This is a genomic window from Ferrithrix thermotolerans DSM 19514 (assembly GCF_900128965.1).
Lineage (GTDB): Bacteria > Actinomycetota > Acidimicrobiia > Acidimicrobiales > Acidimicrobiaceae > Ferrithrix > Ferrithrix thermotolerans.
The window spans coordinates 16,217-31,769 of record NZ_FQUL01000028.1; the positions used below are offsets into that span (position 1 = coordinate 16,217).

A 15,553-nucleotide genomic window follows, 5' to 3' on the forward strand; every position below is an offset into this window, starting at 1 on the left:
AGGTCATGTGGATAGACGCCGTAGTCGAGACTAGAAAGATCTTCGGAGGTGAGACTTCTCTAGAGAAGCTGATCTTTTATGTTCTGGCATTTGTCACCTTGTTGGTGTTCTTTACCGGTCTTATCAGAAGGATCAAGAAGTATAGATCCGGACGGAAACTGACTGGTTGGAACTTTCGAGGTGGTAAGGCCAAGGGGATAGAGGAGGTGACCGAGCCACCGTCGCATGTGCGCTCCTTGGTAGATGTCGCTACCAACAAGACGATTGCAAGGAGAAAACCCTCGGTTGGGATGGCTCACCTGCTCATGTTCTGGGGATTCATAGGGCTCTTCTTAGCCACCACTATCTTGTCTTTGGACTACGACGTCTACGGCAACATAACCAGAATCTTCTTCGGGAAAGAACGATCTTTCTTCAAGGGATGGTTCTATCTGACCTACAACTTCATCTTCAACATGGCCGGTGTGGCGGCGCTCCTTGGTGCTGCACTTCTTTACATGAGACGGATCTTCTCAAAGGAGAAGGAGCTGGACTACGAACGAGCGTACAAGCCTGAAGGCGGCTACAAGAGGGTCAAGATGGCCCTAGGAGATCACGTCTTCGTAGGTGGCCTGCTCTTGATAATCGTAACAGGCTTTCTCATCCAGGGTCTAAGGATCGATGGTTCTAACTTCCCATCCTTTGAGAAGTGGACCTTTGTAGGGTATCTGATAGGGGAGACCTGGAAAGCAGTGGGGGTATCACCGGCCTTAGCCCGTGAGATACATCCAACGCTGTGGTGGATCCATGTGCTCATGGCACTTGCGTTTGTGGCTTACATACCGTTTTCAAAGGCACTGCATATCCTCTCCTCCCCGGCGAACCTTGCGTTGCGTAATCCAGCTACAACTAGAGTTCTTCCACCGTCTCCACCGGATCACATCGGCTATCGAGAGTTGCGTGACTTTACGGAGAAGGATCTGGTCGGTCTGGATGCCTGCACAAAGTGTGGAAGGTGCCACGGCGTATGCCCGGCACGTACCGTAGGAGCTCCGCTGTCGCCGAGGGATCTGATATTGGACCTTAGACAGTGGGTCGATCGCTCTACCAAGAACCCGATGATCTTGGACTGGGAGGAAAGACCCGATGGTTCAGGGCCTCACAATACCGAAGGGCGCCTTGCAGGTGACGTGATATGGGAGCGTACGCTTTGGAGCTGTACGACGTGTATGGCGTGTGTTGAGATATGTCCTGTGGGTATAGAGCACGTACCTCTGATTGTTCAGCTGAGAAGATCTTTGGTGGATGAAGGGGTAATGGACCCGACGCTTCAGAGTGCGTTGCAGAATATCGCTAGCCAGGGTAACTCCTTTGGCAAGTCAGCACGCATGAGGGCGAGATGGGTAAAGTCTCTTGACTTTCCCGTGCCCGATGCACGCAAAGAACACGTCGAGTATCTCTGGTTCCTCGGTGATTTCGCTTCTTTTGATGAGCGGCTGGTCGAGATATCCAGGACCTTTGCGAAGGTCCTAAATGCTGCCGGTATTAGCTTTGGTATCTTGTACGAGGCGGAACGCAACGCCGGTAACGATGTGCGCAGAGCCGGTGAGGAAGGTCTCTTTGAGATGCTTGTAGAGGAGAACATGAAGGCTTTCTCCTCTGCGAGCTTTGACAAGATAATTACGACCGACCCTCACTCGTTTAACACCTTGCGGAACGAGTACCCGGCGTTTGGTCTATCAGCTCCGGTTATGCACTACAGTGAACTTCTAGCGCAGCTTCTATACCAAGGGGATAAGGTGTCATTGTCCAAGCTAACCAAGCAGGTTACCTACCACGATCCCTGCTATCTTGGGCGTTATAATAGAATCTTCGATGCACCGCGGGCTGTAATATCAGGTTTGGGGTGTGATCTGGTGGAAATGCCTCGACACAGGGACAACAGCTTCTGCTGTGGAGCAGGCGGTGGGCGTATATGGATGGACGATTCGTTCCTGAACGAGCGACCGTCCGAGAATCGTATGCGTGAGGCTGCTTCCTTGGGGGTCGACTACTTTGTAGTTGCCTGTCCTAAAGACTACGCTATGTTTTCAGATGCTGTAAAGACGACAGGGAACGAAGGCAAGATTGCCGTGGTCGATATTGTGGAGCTTTTCTACGAAGCGATGATGGCAGATCAGTTAGTCGCAGTGTCGGGTTCCTCTTTGAGTTCTGAGGCGTTCGAGTCTCAAGAGGGACAGTAGATAATGGACGCTAAGTGTCCAAGCTGTGAGTTTAGAGGTTCGTATATGGACACCCACGCTCATATGGTGGACACGCATGACGATCTCGTTGAGATATATAGAGGTGGTTCAAAGAACTACTACAAGGTAACCTGTATGGTCTGTGGCGAGTCTCATCAGTCGCCGATAAAACCTGGTTACTCCAGCGACGCTTTCGTGAAGGAGTACAACAGAGAGATAAGAGTAGTCGGCTGCGATATGCTGCTCAGTCATCTCTTAGGTGCTCATCCAGATCTGTATATGTTAGGTGATACTTTAGATAAGGAGAGTCAATAGTCGATGAGTTCCGTAAACGGTTGTAATATTCCTGCCGAACTCTACTACGTGGTTGAAAAGCACGTTTGGGCAAAGCCAGACGGTGACGTGGTGCTAGTTGGACTTACCGACGTGGCACAAAACATGGCGAAGACGGTCATCTCCGTCTCTCTAAAGGGTGAGGGAAAGCCCATAAAGAGAGGAAAGTCTGTAGCTACCGTTGAAAGCGGTAAGTGGGTAGGTCCCGTGCCAAGTCCTGTGGAGGGTGAGATCGCAGAGGTAAACAATGAGCTTGCAAAAAACCCCGGTCTTGTCAACGAAGACCCCTACGGCTCGGGTTGGATTGCAAAGGTAAGGCCCGTGGACTGGGATGCTGATAGATCTTTGTTGGTCACAGGAGATGAAGGCGTAGAGAAGTATCGGGAGTTCTTGGACGCCGAGGGTATCTCCTGCGCAAGTGAGTAACAGATGGCGATCCAGAGCTGGGCAGGTTGTGTCGTACCTGAGGACCTCCTCTACGACCTTGACTATGACGTTTGGGTAAAGGTAGTTGGAGAGACTGTGTCTTTAGGTATGACCGACGTTGCACAGAGTCGATGCGGTCGGCTTGTACAGGTGAGTTGGAAGGCTCCAGGCAAAAAAGTAACACGAGGCAAGGCGCTTTCTGCGATCGAGAGTGCCAAGTGGGTGGGTCCGTTCGTCTCACCGGTAAGTGGGGAGATCCTTGAGAACAACAAGATTGCCTTTGACTCAGACGTTGCGATCAGCAACAGAGACCCTTACGGGTCGGGCTGGTTCTATCGGATTGTGTTGAGTAACCCTGAGGAGCTGGATCTTTTGGTCGACGGGAAGGAGGCGATGGAGCGTTACAAGAAATTAATTGATGAGACGGGACTTAGATGTTTTCGCTGTGAAGAGTAAGTGCTGCGTAGGCGAAAGGTGTTAGTTATAATGAGCTGCAGATGCGCACATGCGTACTCTGCGTCTTTTAGTTCAAGGGGGGTATTAGATGTCGGATAGCTTAGAAATTGATGGTTTTGACCGAGCCAAAAAGATGGCGATGATCTGCTGGAGTTCAGATCTCGATAGGGTTTGGCCTGTTTTGATTCTTGCCAGTACCGCTGCTGCATCAGGTCTTGAGGTAGATGTATTTTTTACTTTTTGGGGTCTTAGGGTGCTTCAGAAAAATGAAGTGCGCGTTACCGGCAAGAACTGGATGCAAAAGGCTGAGTCCATTGTGGATCCGGGTGGTACCGATCGGTTGAAGCTGGGAAAGATACACTTTGGCGGTGCGGGGACGAAGATGATCAAGATGCTTGCAAATGAGTACAAAGTAGCTTCACCGCGTGAACTGTTGGAGATGGCACAAGATCTCGGGGTTCGGTTACATCCATGTCAGATGACGATGGATCTCTATGGCCTGACAAAAGACGACTTTATCGAAGGAGTAGGCATTCCAATTGGAGCAGCTAGCTTTATAGATATGGCGGCAGACGCAGATATAACTCTGTTCATCTAATGGCAGTTCACAGTCCCACATCTGGACCGTGCAGGTCGATAGTGGTGTCAAAGTTGGTGGCCCCTGCAACTCGTCGGTCTCTTGAGAATATGAGCCGACGATCAGGGGTCGATCTTTTCTTTAGCTCTACACTGTCGAGTGCTGAACTGACCGACAGAGCCGCTGTTGCCGTTGTGGTTCCGGTGCCCCACGCAGAGGATGAAGTGATGGAGATGGTCCACCGAATTAGAGAGCTGGCTCCCACGATACTACTCTGTGGGGTCATAGACGTTCCTGATCAGTCTCTCTGGTTGTTTGCTGAGCGGAACGGATTTAACCTCGTCAGCTCTGCAGGGGGTATTGGGGCCGCTCTGTCTAGACGTTTGGCTGCAGATGATCTTGGGGTTAGGGAACCTATTGCTGTTCTAAACAGTTCCGATATTGCGGGACGCTTAGGTCTCTTAGGAGAGTTTGAGGTCGAAGGCTGTTCCGTTGCCCTTTGGAGAGGGGGAGGAAGGCTTGGTTGTCTTGAGAACCGTTGTACCCACAGCGGAGCGAAGCTTTCCGAAGGCGAGGTTGAAGATGGAGTTGTGACCTGTCCGAGACATGGGAGTCGTTTCGATATCGTAAGTGGAGAACGAGTGCGTGGCCCTGCGGACAGTGACGTAAAGCACTTTGATGTCTTTGAAAGAGAAGGTAGAGTCTGGATCGTCCCAGAACCTTGATATAGGGGCGTGAACTTTCAGATGGAGTAGTAAAGTTCGGTTCGCCTCGAGATCTCTTCTTGCATGACTAGCCGTAAGGTATCAATGGCGTCGATAATCTTTGGATGCCTTAGCGAATAAAAGATTGAGTTTCCCTGCCTTGAGCTTTCCACAAGTCCTCTTTCTCTAAGCACGGCTAGGTGCTGGGATATATTTGCCTGGTTGGACTCAAGGAGATCGGCGATGTTGCCTACGCTTAGGGGTCCCTCTCTAAGTGCGTACAGAATCATCAGACGTTTGGGATCGTTCATGGCTTTGCACATGGTTCCTACTAATTCGTCCATCTCTTTTCTTAGCGTTACAACATCGTCCGTGCTCAACCTTGCTCCCATGCTGCTATCTGCTGGTAGTTTAGTACCTCAGCTTCTCGTGCTTACCCTTTGACCCTACAGCTCTAAGTGTAGTACTTTGATCTCTTCAAGATCTAGCACTATGCGTTTTTGCTCAGATGCGCATGTAGATCTCTACCCATCTGGAGAACTAGACAAAGGAGGTTTCGCAAAGCAACTAGCCAAGTAAGGAAAAGACAAGCGGCTGAGGGTCCGTCACCTCGGGATGGATGAGGTTGGTTAGTGAGTAGTATTGGCGATCGGATGACATGTAATTGACAAAGATCGCATAGGTTAGGTATCTGTAGGCTAACGACTTACGAGGTTTTAGATTAGATCCTGTGGGTAATGTTTGGCGCCTTTAGAGATTTTGAGAAGCTTATAGTTGTGAATTTGAAACTTAGTTGTAATGCTCAACTAAGATAACGGTATTCGATGTATCTGAGAGGAAATTGGTGTCCAAGTACGACAAGTTGATGGCCGAGACGGTTTACTTTGCTGGCGCTAACGGTGATATGGTTGAGGGTTACTTTGCTCGACCACTAGGTGAAGGACCCTACGGCTCTGTTGTGGTAATTCATCATATGCCAGGTTACGACGCTGCCACAAAAGAGATCACTAGGAAGTTTGCGGCTAATGGATATCTGGCGCTTATGCCGAATCTTTACTACCGAGAGGCTCCAGATGCAGAGCCAGACGATGCGGCTGCTGCGGCCCGTGCGCAAGGGGGTGTTCCAGACGAACGGCTCGTAGGCGATGTGGATGGCGCAACTAAGTTTCTGCGATCCCAGGCGAACTCCAACCACAAAGTAGGTATTATTGGCTACTGCTCCGGAGGCAGGCAAGCCTTCTTAGCGGCATGTTCACTTCAGTTGGATGCTGCTGTCGACTGCTACGGTGCCTTCGTAGTGTCTGATCCGCCGGAGGGAGCTCCGCTTAAGGTAAAGGCTTTGATGGGTATAGCGCGTAATCTCTCCGCACCACTCCTTGGGCTATTTGGCCGAGAGGACTCATACCCATCACCAGATGAGGTAAAAGTACTTGATGACGAGCTTACAAAACTCGGCAAGGAACATGAGTTCCATATCTACGAAGGCGCAGGACATGCGTTTTTCGCTCCAAATCGCCCTAGCTACCGAGTCGAGGCTGCGAACGACGGCTGGGAGAAGATCTGGGCGTTTTACGGAAAGCATCTTGGCTGATAGGAATTCTATGTGTACATATCTAACGAACAAAGTTGAACTTATCGGTTCGGCCAAAGGCGCCGAGGGATGGTTTGCGGCTAAAGAGGCTACGGTTTATCTTGACCATCCGGTGCACGCTCTTTACGATCATTCCCTCAATATCGACTTCATAAATCCAGATCTTGGTGCATCGTTTCGTGTCGCCGTTGAACTCGATCCAAAGTCGGCAGTCGCTTTAGCACACGCCATCTTGGAGACGGTTAGTGCCTTTCCTGAGCTCGCTGGCAAGGCGTAGTTAGGATCTTTGATTTAGGACTTCAAAGCCCATGGTAAGCGTTTCCTATCTGAACCTTCCGCCCTTGGAGCTTTTACTCAGATGCCAAGGGGTAAGGGCTCCATCTTTGACGATTTAGCGATCGCTTCGTATTGAGTGACGCAGAGCTTGCAGATGCGCAAGGGTTTCCAAATTCCTAAAAGGAGATACCTTATCTGCATAGACGATGGTATCGACTAAGACGTTGAAGGATCCTAGATTTGCGCTTAAAGTAAAGGATCTACTGCCTCAAGGCGCAAAGCCGAGGCTCTCAAGGTAATAGGCGCGCGTTCAGTGCTGTCTTTAGCTCCATGTAGGTAACAAGTTACGTCGGCGCCAAACTCGATCTTTTCGGTTTTGAGCCCTTGGTCTGGATGAGGACAACTACGGTAGACGCCTTAAGTAATGCTTTTGGCACAAAGGTCCCATCTGGTGAGGAACTCGCAGTAGGTGAATCTTCTAAACCAACCACCTAAGAGCTGTGATCTATCGCTCCAACTACCTGAGAAGGTGTTGCGCTGTCACCGTCGATGGGCGCTTGATAATTTGTAATAGTACTGTCGGTCTCGGAGCTTTGAGATGCGAACTGAATTGCGTAGAGCTCTGCATAGAGTCCCCCCTGTTGCAGAAGCTGATCATGTGTTCCGACTTGGACCACGTGACCCTTCTCTAAAACGACGATCTTTGATGCCTCTCTGATTGTGGAGAGTCGATGAGCTATCACGATCGAGCTTCGACCCTTTAGAGCCTGGCGTAGTGCCTCCTGAACCTGGAGCTCAGATTCAGAGTCAAGGTGTGCCGTTGCTTCATCGAGTACGACGATCTTTGGAGCCTTCAGCAAAAGCCGAGCTATCGCTATTCGCTGCTTCTCTCCTCCTGAAAGGCGGTATCCCCTGTCGCCGACTACAGTATCGAGTCCGTCTTCCAAGGACTCCACTAGATCCAAGATCTGAGCCCCAGAGAGAGCCTCGTACATCTCCTCTTCTGTGGCGTCAGGCTTAGCGTAAAGCAGGTTGGCTCGTATCGTGTCGTGAAATAGATGAGCATCTTGGGTTACTACCCCTACCATCTTGTTGAGAGAGGCTAGCGTTGCCTCTCTGATATCCACGCCGTTGATCCTTATTGCACCACCGGTTACGTCGTACAGCCTAGGTATCAGAGATGAAAGTGTCGTCTTCCCCGCTCCTGATGGGCCGACCAAGGCCACCATCTCACCTGGCTCTACCCGAAACGAGACGTCAAAGAGGACCTGCTGAGGAACCTTGCTGTCTAGTACAGCTACGGACTCTAGGGATGCGAGAGATACCTCTTTAGCACTTGGGTAAGTAAAGTCCACGTGGTCAAAGTCTATGGAAGCCTCGACGTCGGGTAGTTCGATGGCTTCTTCGTTCTGCTTGATCATTGGTTCAAGGTCTAGGACCTCAAAGACCCTGTCAAAGGAGACCAGGGCCGTCATGATGTCAACCTGTATGTTTGACAGCGATGTCAAAGGACCATACAGTCGCCCTAAATAAGCCGTTAGGGCGACTAGTGTTCCCACGGTGAGTTCACCCTTTACAGCCAATACTCCACCCCATCCGTACACGATGGCCGTTGCGATTGAGGCTGTCAGGATAAGAGCGACGAAGAAAAACCTTGAGTACATCGCTTGGGTGATACCGATATCTCGCACCCTGGCGGCTCGGCTTTGGAAGTTTCCGAGTTCATGTTCGGGCCTACCGAAGAGCTTTACCAACACAGCACCGGCTACGTTGAACCTCTCTGTCATTGTGTTTGTCATTGAAGCATTGAGGTTGTAGGACTCACGTGTAATGGCGGAGAGTTTTCGGCCTACCCACTTTGCGGGAAGGATGAAAAGTGGAACAATTACCAAAGAGGCCAAGGTGATCTGCCACGAGAGAAAGAACATGGCTCCGAGGACCAGTACAACGGTCAAGAGATTAGATACCACAGAGGAAAGCGTGTTCGTAAATGCACTCTGAGCCCCGAGGACGTCGTTGTTCAACCTTGAGATCAGGGCGCCGGTCTGAGTTCGGGTAAAGAAAGCGACAGGCATCTCCTGGATGTGGGCGAAGACCTTCGAGCGCATGTCGTAGATGAGTCCTTCTCCAACCTTCGCAGATGCGTAACGCTCAAAGATCGATAGGACCGCGTCTCCAAGAGCAAGCAAAGCTACCACTATCGCAAGAACGACGATCAGGTGGGCGTTCTTGTCGATTATTCCGTTGTTTATAATTGCTCGGTACAAAAGGGGATTGGCGACCCCGATCAACGAATCAAAGACGATCAGAATTAGGAACCATGCAAGTGTTCGTTTGTATGGGGCGGCAAAGCGCATCATCCTCTTTGCAGTACCCGGTCTTATGTGGGCAGACTTTAGTGTGTCGTCACGTCTCATGGAGCGCATCGCCATAGCGAAGGCGGCTCCTCCTGGCTGATTCATCAATGCCTCTAACTCCTACGTCTTTATCTGTGACCTGGCGGGGCGCCATGATGGACCGTTTTTGCTGACAAGTAGAAAGCCGGGCGTCTCCACCTGATCTATCTTTAGAGAACCCCAGTAGGACAACTAACTCCGGTCCCTCCGAGGCCACAGTAGCCCGCTGGGTTTTTGCCCAGGTACTGTTGATGGTAGTCTTCTGCATAGTAGAAGTTGGTGAAGGGAGTGATCTCTGTAACGATGTCACTGAATCCGCTCTCCTTCAGCCTTATCTGGTAGGTGGTCGCCACCTCTTGTGCGATCGCCTGTTGCTCGTCGCTGCAGGTAAAGATTGCGGATCGGTACTGGGTACCGATGTCGTTACCTTGCCTCATGTACTGAGTGGGATCATGGGATTCAAAGAACTTAGCTACCAGATCCCGATAGGAGATCTTGTCAGGATCGTAGACGACCATCACAGTCTCGGCGTGCCCCGTCTTTGAAGAGCAGACCTCTTCGTACGTTGGGTTAGAGGTAAAACCTCCGGCGTACCCTACCGCTGTTGAGTACACACCATCAAGTTGCCAAAAGACCCTCTCGGCTCCCCAGAAACATCCCAGGGCGAAGTAAGCCTTGACCATCTCCTCGGGGAATGGGTCTGTCAGTGGTGTGCCCAAGATGAAGTGCTTCTCTGACACCTCCATGGCCCTGTCTCTGCCTCGTAGAGCCCTTTCCTCTGTCACCATCTCCGTCTTAGACCTTGAACCAAACACAACACGCCGCCCTTATTTAGGTTGTTACTGTAGTGATATAACAACCTAGCCTCCGAAGTATGCCCGTATTAGGCAAACCCACGCTTGCGAGGTTCAGAGAAAGATTTTCATCGGTTGGGACCTTTACAAGATTAGTGCTGCAGAAGGAGTGAATGGTTTGCGGGAATAGTTCTTTCGAGGTAGGTGTTTCGCGGTATAAGGTTTAAATCTTTCATGTGAAAGTAGTGTCACAGGGAAGCTTTGAACGAAAGGAGGCAGATATGCATGTATTTGCATTAGTTCTCTTCTTCTCATTAGCCATCGTGGGGCTTTTATTGCTCGGTGAGCGGCTCTACTCCAAGGCAAGAGAGTCTAGAGCGTTTTTGTCCTTGGTGCTTGGTTTGGTGCTAGCCTGGCTGGCAAACACAAACCTGTGGACCTTGTGGCAGATTCCAGCTCTGCGTTACCCATGGGTTGGGGTAAGCCTGACCGGTTTGGCCCTAGGTGGCTTTGCTCTGGTGCTTTATGCGGTGTACGGATTCTTTGCCGGACTTAATCGTAAGATAGAGGACCAGGCTACTCAGCTTGAGAACAGTGAACTAAAGCGGGTTGCCTAAAGTGAGCGAGGTAGACCGCGTGTAACCTAGCGGGCGCGGTCTACCACTAAGGGCTCTCGGTTCATCGTAGACCGACTAGTGCAAACTGTCTTTATTGTCAGTATCAATCTAACCTTGAGGTAAAGACCCTCTAAGCCGTTGGTGGAAACCGGAGATAGTAACCGACACTTTTTGAATTAATTTCATAGACAGAAACGGTCGGAGTATTGATAAGTGCACGTACCGACCCCGATTCTGATAACAAGAAGTGGCTGATCACCCTTAGCTGCATCGCAGTAGGATCCGAAATTCCCTGTGTTGACACAACGACGTAAGTTGTGTGACTCCAGATTGGAACGTAGATGTTCTGGAACGAAACTATCGGGTATATCAGCCTTCTAGCAGCGAACCTCCCGGCAACCCCGTTCGCAACTATCACCTCTGCGGTGTTTGGAATCTTTCTAAGAGTACGGGATAAATCGGTAGCGATCCCTCGTGTAACTGTAGCGTTGAAGTCCTTGGCGGATAGCAAATTTGGATATGTGATAACCACAGCCGAGACGACAGAGAGCCACAGGGCTGCCTCCGCTACTTTCGCCAAAAGGCGCTCTCTGTTTTTGCCGGTCCACGCTATGACGAGGGCTCCTGAGATAGCTAGAGCCGGCTCGATGGCGATGATCTGGAATGAATCGTAATTCTGCAGAAATGTAGCGTTTGGCACAAGAATTGGCCCCATTAGTACCACCGCTGAGATAGCCAGACCAAGAGGGGTCAGGAGACCGATGACACCCCCGCTTCCAAGGAATGGCGCCACGTACTTGGCGTTTCCCCGTAGTGTTTCAAACGCGATACTAGGATGTGAAAGCACGCCTACTAATAATGATCCAACGTTAAGAGGTGCTTTGTTACCGGCGAGATATCCGTAACGACTTAGAAGCGATGACGCCTCGTTGAGATGAAAGAGCGAGTCAAATACGAAGACGGAAAGACCGAATGCGGCAAAGAACAAGGCACTGCGGTTTTTACTAGGGGAGATCAAGAATAGCCCTAGTCCTACGCCCACTAGATAGGTAGCGGGAACATCACCGGTGGATGCCACCAAGATCGCAAGGACTGCGGCGAGATATCTTTTCCCATCTATGTAGCTGAAGATCAAGGCAGTAAGAAATAGCAGTGCGAAGGGTTCTAGATGAAAGTCAAAGAACGCCGCGAAGTAGTACCACGGGTTTAGAAATACAAACACCAATGTAGTTATGACCTCGGTTACTACTCCTCTTTTCTGAAGTATTGCGTGGATGCAAAGAGCTGCTAGAAGCTGAGATCCAGCTATCGCTAGGTCTTGCGCCACGAGCAAGGCTACTCCAGAAGGAGATAGCCAAATCAATGGGGCAAGTGCCCAAGTAAATACCTCACCGTGAGATTTTAAGAAAGGGAATCCGTAGTGCGGATAGTTGTGAGGAAACACGGTGTCGAAGGGGTATAGATGACCGTGAGCTATGAGGTAGGTGGCTTGATAGAAGTTGGCAAAGTCAGGCGTAAGTTCAAATAGATGAAACATCGAAACAGAGTGCACAATCATACCCAACGCAACCACGGCGGCGGTTGCGCCCCATAGCAAAGGGAGCTTATCTTTGATCTTCCCCTTAATTTTCTTATTTTGGCGTAACATCCCTTGTTCTTTTTCGCTTGCTATCATTCTGCTTCGGCTTTTGCTGAGATTTAGATCAATTGGTCTTCGGGCTTTATGGTAGCGAAGGTACATCGCACCTTTGCATTGTATCATGAGGGTTCGGTGTGTCGAGTGGGGCTTTGTAATGCGAGTAAAGCAACCCGATACGAGGCCCTTGTAGTTTGTGCAGAAGAGATGGGCGTCGTTTGCCTACCTGAGATCTTGCTGCGCAGTAGGCATATAAAGTGAGTAAAGTTCAAACCCTGTTTCCCTCTTTATCAAGGTGATACGCTTAGGATGTAGAGGTGCCCAACGACTCAACGAGCAGTAGGGGTGCTATTTTGAGGAGGATGTATGCCCTATTCAGGTCGACACTTTACTAAGGATCACAGTTCCGAAGAGGCGCTCGATAGAACCGCCCCGGCCGAGGAGATCACGATAAGCATCTATCTCCGCAGACAAGGAGCTCAAGAGCTGTACCCGACATCAAGTGAAACCGCTTACCCCATCGGTCACGATGAGTTGGAGAGCCGTTTTGGAGCTTCCGAGGAGGATGTGGAGACGGTTACCAGGTATCTTAGGGAGAACGCCTTTACGGTAAATGAGGTTGACAGGGCCCGCAGAAGAATAAGTGCGACAGGCACAGCAGACGCTGTCTCAAGAGCATTCGGTACGCAGCTACGACACTACCGAGGTCGAGATGGGGAGCCATTTAGAGCGCCTGAAGAGGAACTAACTCTCCCATCTGAGTTACGCCCTTTGATCGTAGATGTGCTTGGTTTAGACACCTCACCACAGGCGCATGCGAAACTGCGCCCTGCAAACAGCACCGCTGTGTCCTATACTCCGCTTCAGGTAGCAGATGCCTATGGGTTTCCTCCTAACCTTAGTGGTAAAGGGGTCTCTGTTGCCTTGATCGAGCTTGGTGGAGGATTTAGAACAAGCGATATCGACTCTTACTTCAAGGGTCTTGGGTTGAATCCACCTGTAGTGACTGCAGTTAGCGTCGACGGGGGAACTAACTCTCCTGGTACGCCAAGTGGTCCCGACGGTGAGGTGATGTTAGATATCGAGGTGGTAGGGTCTGTGGCTCCAGATGCAAAGATCGGAGTCTACTTTGCTCCTAACACCAATCAAGGCTTTATCGATGCAGTCTCGCAGGCGGCACACGATCGATCTCTTTCGCCCTCTGCGATCTCGATAAGCTGGGGTGGACCAGAAGAAACCTGGTCCTCAAGCTCAATCCAGCTTATGGCGCAGGTGATTGAAGAGGCTACTGTACTTGGTGTAACGGTTACCGTCGCAGCCGGTGATAATGGATCCTCCGACGGAGTAAGCGACGGTTTGGCGCACGTCGACTTTCCTGCTTCTGCACCCTACGCGCTGGCGTGTGGAGGCACCTCTTTGCAGATCGGTTCTAACGGACAGATCGTAAGCGAGGTTGTCTGGAACGATCAAGCTAGCGGAGGCGGTGCAACTGGAGGGGGTATCAGTGCTGTATTTCCTGTGCCAACGTATCAGCAAAGTGTTACTCTACCGCCTTCTGCTAACCCCCAAGCAGGACCTGGAAGAGGTGTACCAGATGTATCGGGGAACGCAGACCCAAATACAGGGTATCAGATACTGGTGGATGGATCATCTATTGTCGTAGGTGGTACCAGTGCTGTAGCACCTCTAGTAGCCGGACTCATCGCCCGGCTGGTGGAGAAGAACAAAAAGCCTTTAGGGTTCTGGAATCCATCGCTCTATCAACTTGAACAACGTAGCTTTGGATCCGCCAGCGCCGCCTTTTATGACATTACCATTGGCAACAACGGTGCGTATGTCGCTGGTCCGGGATGGGACGCATGTACTGGCCTGGGGTCGCCGAACGGATCCGTCATAGACTCATCCATCTAGCTGATCATGATGGACTTCAGATACTGGTTTATGGTTGTCTAAGTGGACTCCCGGGGCACGATAGAGGGACTAAAACGTATCTGTCTATATCTATGGCTGCCGTCGTGTAGCTCCTCCAGCAGCAGCTTTGCAGCTCGATAACCAAGTTCATGTTGAGGTTGACGAACTGAGGTTAGAGACGGTGATACCATTGAGGCAAAGGTAATATCGTCATACCCTACCAAAACTATATCTTTAGGAATTGCGATTCCTTGTTTTGAACAGGCACGAATTACTCCCAAAGCTAGGAGATCGTTAGCACAGACGATCGCCGTAAACTCTCGGAGCTTAAACTCCGCAGAGATCGTTTGTGCGGTACTTTCTCTGAAGTTAAGTGTTAGCGATGGGACGAAAAGCTCTGTTAGTTGGATCTCTTGATATGACAGTCGGTGTCGCTCGATGGAAGCTAGCACTCCTACTCTACGGTCGTGGCACTGGCAAATATTCAAGGGTCCGTTGATAAAGAGGATACGCTCATGACCTCGACCGATTAGGTGGTCGAGTGCCATAGTTCCGCCCTCTACGTCATTTACCGTGACGGAGCAGATCTCCTTCGAAGTCGCCTGACGATCCAATAGCACCACCGGGAAGCCCTTGTGCTTCAGGTTATAGATCTTTGTTAGGTCTTCGGTTGATGGCGTGATAAGGATCCCTTCCACGCAATGTTCTTCGAGAAGTTTTAGGTACTGAGCCTCTACTACAGGTAATTCATCCGTTGATCACGCAATTAGGACGTAACCTGCCTCTCTTAGAGCGTCCTCAGCTCCTCTTATGATCTCAGTGAAAAATGGATTGGTCGAATCTAGGACTACGATCCCCACTGCGCGCAAAGCAGCACCGCGGAGCTGTCTCGCAGCAGTGTCGCGGACAAAACCAGTCTCCTCAATCGCCTTCATGACGCGTTCTCTTGTCGATTTTGAGACTCTTGAAGGATCGTTCAATACGTTCGAAACAGTGCCCAGGGAGATGTTAGCTCTCTTGGCCACCTCTTTCATGGTCACCTTCTGCTTATTCATCTAACAGTTGCCTGACTGCATGTGTCACACCAGCTTGTTTTCCGACCATCTACTCTATGGCGTTGTTCCTCTTTATGTATTTGACTTTCACCCAAACGATGAGACCATCGCCGCCGAGAGCGCACTCGATGGGATCTATGTGATTCGAACGACGCTCAAGGAGACTCAGGCATCCGCCGTGGAGGTGGTGAGCTATTACAAGAACCTCGCCAACTTAGAGAGGGCCTTTCGCTCCATGAAGAGTATCGATATCAACGTCAGGCCCATTCCCCACTACCTCGAGGATCGAGTTCGCGCATCCCTCTTTGCCTGCATGCTAAGTGCCCACCTTCTCCATCTCGCAAAGGAGCGCTTGAGCGAGTTGACCTTCCGTGATGAGGAGCCACCAAAACCAAGCTCACCCGTTGCCAAGAAGGTGGTCTCCGCCTCTGCTAAGGCCAAGGCCGCAACCAAGGTCAACAGAGACGGTCAAGAGGTGGCGAGCTTTCGTACCCTTTTGAGCGAACTCGACACCCTCGAAGAGCTGACGTGCCGGGTCAAGGGTTGTGATGTGACCTTC

At 50.7% G+C, this 15,553-nt stretch carries 15 protein-coding genes and 2 pseudogenes; 11 read left to right on the forward strand and 6 right to left on the reverse strand.

Features of this window, described 5'->3' with window-relative positions; genetic code table 11:
- The first annotated feature begins 5 nt into the window (after window positions 1-5).
- The 6 genes from BUA24_RS08725 to BUA24_RS11940 all read left to right on the forward strand — a co-directional run bounded on the left by BUA24_RS08725 (window position 6) and on the right by BUA24_RS11940 (window position 4,739).
- Window positions 6-2,222, forward strand: coding sequence for a (Fe-S)-binding protein (locus tag BUA24_RS08725; RefSeq protein WP_072791438.1), 2,217 nt, complete (start codon window positions 6-8; stop codon window positions 2,220-2,222).
- A 45-nt stretch (window positions 2,223-2,267) separates the two neighbouring features.
- Window positions 2,268-2,537, forward strand: coding sequence for a hypothetical protein (locus BUA24_RS08730; protein ID WP_084660365.1), 270 nt, complete (start codon window positions 2,268-2,270; stop codon window positions 2,535-2,537).
- A 3-nt stretch (window positions 2,538-2,540) separates the two neighbouring features.
- Window positions 2,541-2,981, forward strand: a complete 441-nt coding sequence (gcvH, locus tag BUA24_RS08735) for a glycine cleavage system protein GcvH (protein ID WP_072791444.1) — start codon at window positions 2,541-2,543, stop codon at window positions 2,979-2,981.
- Between the two features lie 3 nt (window positions 2,982-2,984).
- Window positions 2,985-3,437 carry a biotin/lipoyl attachment domain-containing protein gene (locus tag BUA24_RS08740; RefSeq protein WP_072791447.1) on the forward strand — a complete coding sequence of 151 codons (453 nt, stop codon included), beginning with the start codon at window positions 2,985-2,987 and terminating at the stop codon, window positions 3,435-3,437.
- 88 nt (window positions 3,438-3,525) lie between these two features.
- Window positions 3,526-4,035, forward strand: a complete 510-nt coding sequence (locus tag BUA24_RS08745) for a DsrE/DsrF/DrsH-like family protein (RefSeq protein WP_072791450.1) — start codon at window positions 3,526-3,528, stop codon at window positions 4,033-4,035.
- Window positions 4,035-4,739, forward strand: coding sequence for a Rieske (2Fe-2S) protein (locus BUA24_RS11940; protein ID WP_084660366.1), 705 nt, complete (start codon window positions 4,035-4,037; stop codon window positions 4,737-4,739). The genes BUA24_RS08745 and BUA24_RS11940 overlap by 1 nt, the downstream gene beginning before the upstream one ends.
- A 17-nt stretch (window positions 4,740-4,756) precedes the next feature.
- On the opposite strand, the gene BUA24_RS08755 is transcribed toward BUA24_RS11940, so the two are convergent.
- Window positions 4,757-5,098, reverse strand: a complete 342-nt coding sequence (locus tag BUA24_RS08755) for an ArsR/SmtB family transcription factor (protein WP_218587454.1) — start codon at window positions 5,096-5,098, stop codon at window positions 4,757-4,759.
- A gap of 485 nt (window positions 5,099-5,583) precedes the next feature.
- On the opposite strand from BUA24_RS08755, the gene BUA24_RS08760 reads away from it, so the two are divergent.
- Both BUA24_RS08760 and BUA24_RS08765 read left to right on the forward strand, forming a co-directional pair.
- Window positions 5,584-6,309 (forward strand): dienelactone hydrolase family protein, encoded by a 726-nt coding sequence (locus BUA24_RS08760; protein WP_072791470.1) that lies wholly within the window; start codon window positions 5,584-5,586, stop codon window positions 6,307-6,309.
- 10 nt (window positions 6,310-6,319) lie between these two features.
- Window positions 6,320-6,586 (forward strand): DUF6295 family protein, encoded by a 267-nt coding sequence (locus BUA24_RS08765; RefSeq protein WP_072791456.1) that lies wholly within the window; start codon window positions 6,320-6,322, stop codon window positions 6,584-6,586.
- A gap of 490 nt (window positions 6,587-7,076) precedes the next feature.
- Here BUA24_RS08765 and BUA24_RS08770 read toward each other — a convergent pair whose 3' ends face one another.
- Window positions 7,077-9,047: an ABC transporter ATP-binding protein gene (locus BUA24_RS08770; RefSeq protein WP_072791458.1), complete on the reverse strand. Its 1,971-nt coding sequence runs from the start codon at window positions 9,045-9,047 to the stop codon at window positions 7,077-7,079.
- 104 nt (window positions 9,048-9,151) lie between these two features.
- Entirely contained in the window at window positions 9,152-9,769 is a 618-nt protein-coding gene (gene msrA / locus BUA24_RS08775; RefSeq protein ID WP_072791473.1) for a peptide-methionine (S)-S-oxide reductase MsrA, read from the reverse strand.
- Between the two features lie 242 nt (window positions 9,770-10,011).
- Here msrA and BUA24_RS08780 point away from each other — a divergent pair, with 242 nt between their 5' ends.
- Complete coding sequence (locus BUA24_RS08780; protein ID WP_072791461.1) at window positions 10,012-10,392, forward strand: hypothetical protein; 381 nt, start codon at window positions 10,012-10,014, stop codon at window positions 10,390-10,392.
- Between the two features lie 130 nt (window positions 10,393-10,522).
- On the opposite strand, the gene BUA24_RS08785 is transcribed toward BUA24_RS08780, so the two are convergent.
- Window positions 10,523-12,040 carry a DUF2079 domain-containing protein gene (locus tag BUA24_RS08785; RefSeq protein WP_178138775.1) on the reverse strand — a complete coding sequence of 506 codons (1,518 nt, stop codon included), beginning with the start codon at window positions 12,038-12,040 and terminating at the stop codon, window positions 10,523-10,525.
- Window positions 12,041-12,394: 354 nt separating this feature from the next.
- Here BUA24_RS08785 and BUA24_RS08790 point away from each other — a divergent pair, with 354 nt between their 5' ends.
- Window positions 12,395-13,939 (forward strand): S53 family peptidase, encoded by a 1,545-nt coding sequence (locus tag BUA24_RS08790; protein ID WP_072791466.1) that lies wholly within the window; start codon window positions 12,395-12,397, stop codon window positions 13,937-13,939.
- 38 nt (window positions 13,940-13,977) lie between these two features.
- Here the strand turns inward: BUA24_RS08790 and BUA24_RS11945 are convergent.
- Both BUA24_RS11945 and BUA24_RS11950 read right to left on the reverse strand, forming a co-directional pair.
- A pseudogene (locus BUA24_RS11945) lies at window positions 13,978-14,661 on the reverse strand (substrate-binding domain-containing protein); the annotation flags it as partial.
- 36 nt (window positions 14,662-14,697) lie between these two features.
- Window positions 14,698-14,994 (reverse strand): LacI family DNA-binding transcriptional regulator, encoded by a 297-nt coding sequence (locus tag BUA24_RS11950; RefSeq protein WP_084660369.1) that lies wholly within the window; start codon window positions 14,992-14,994, stop codon window positions 14,698-14,700.
- 112 nt (window positions 14,995-15,106) lie between these two features.
- Here BUA24_RS11950 and BUA24_RS08800 point away from each other — a divergent pair.
- A pseudogene (locus BUA24_RS08800) lies at window positions 15,107-15,553 on the forward strand (IS1634 family transposase); the annotation flags it as partial.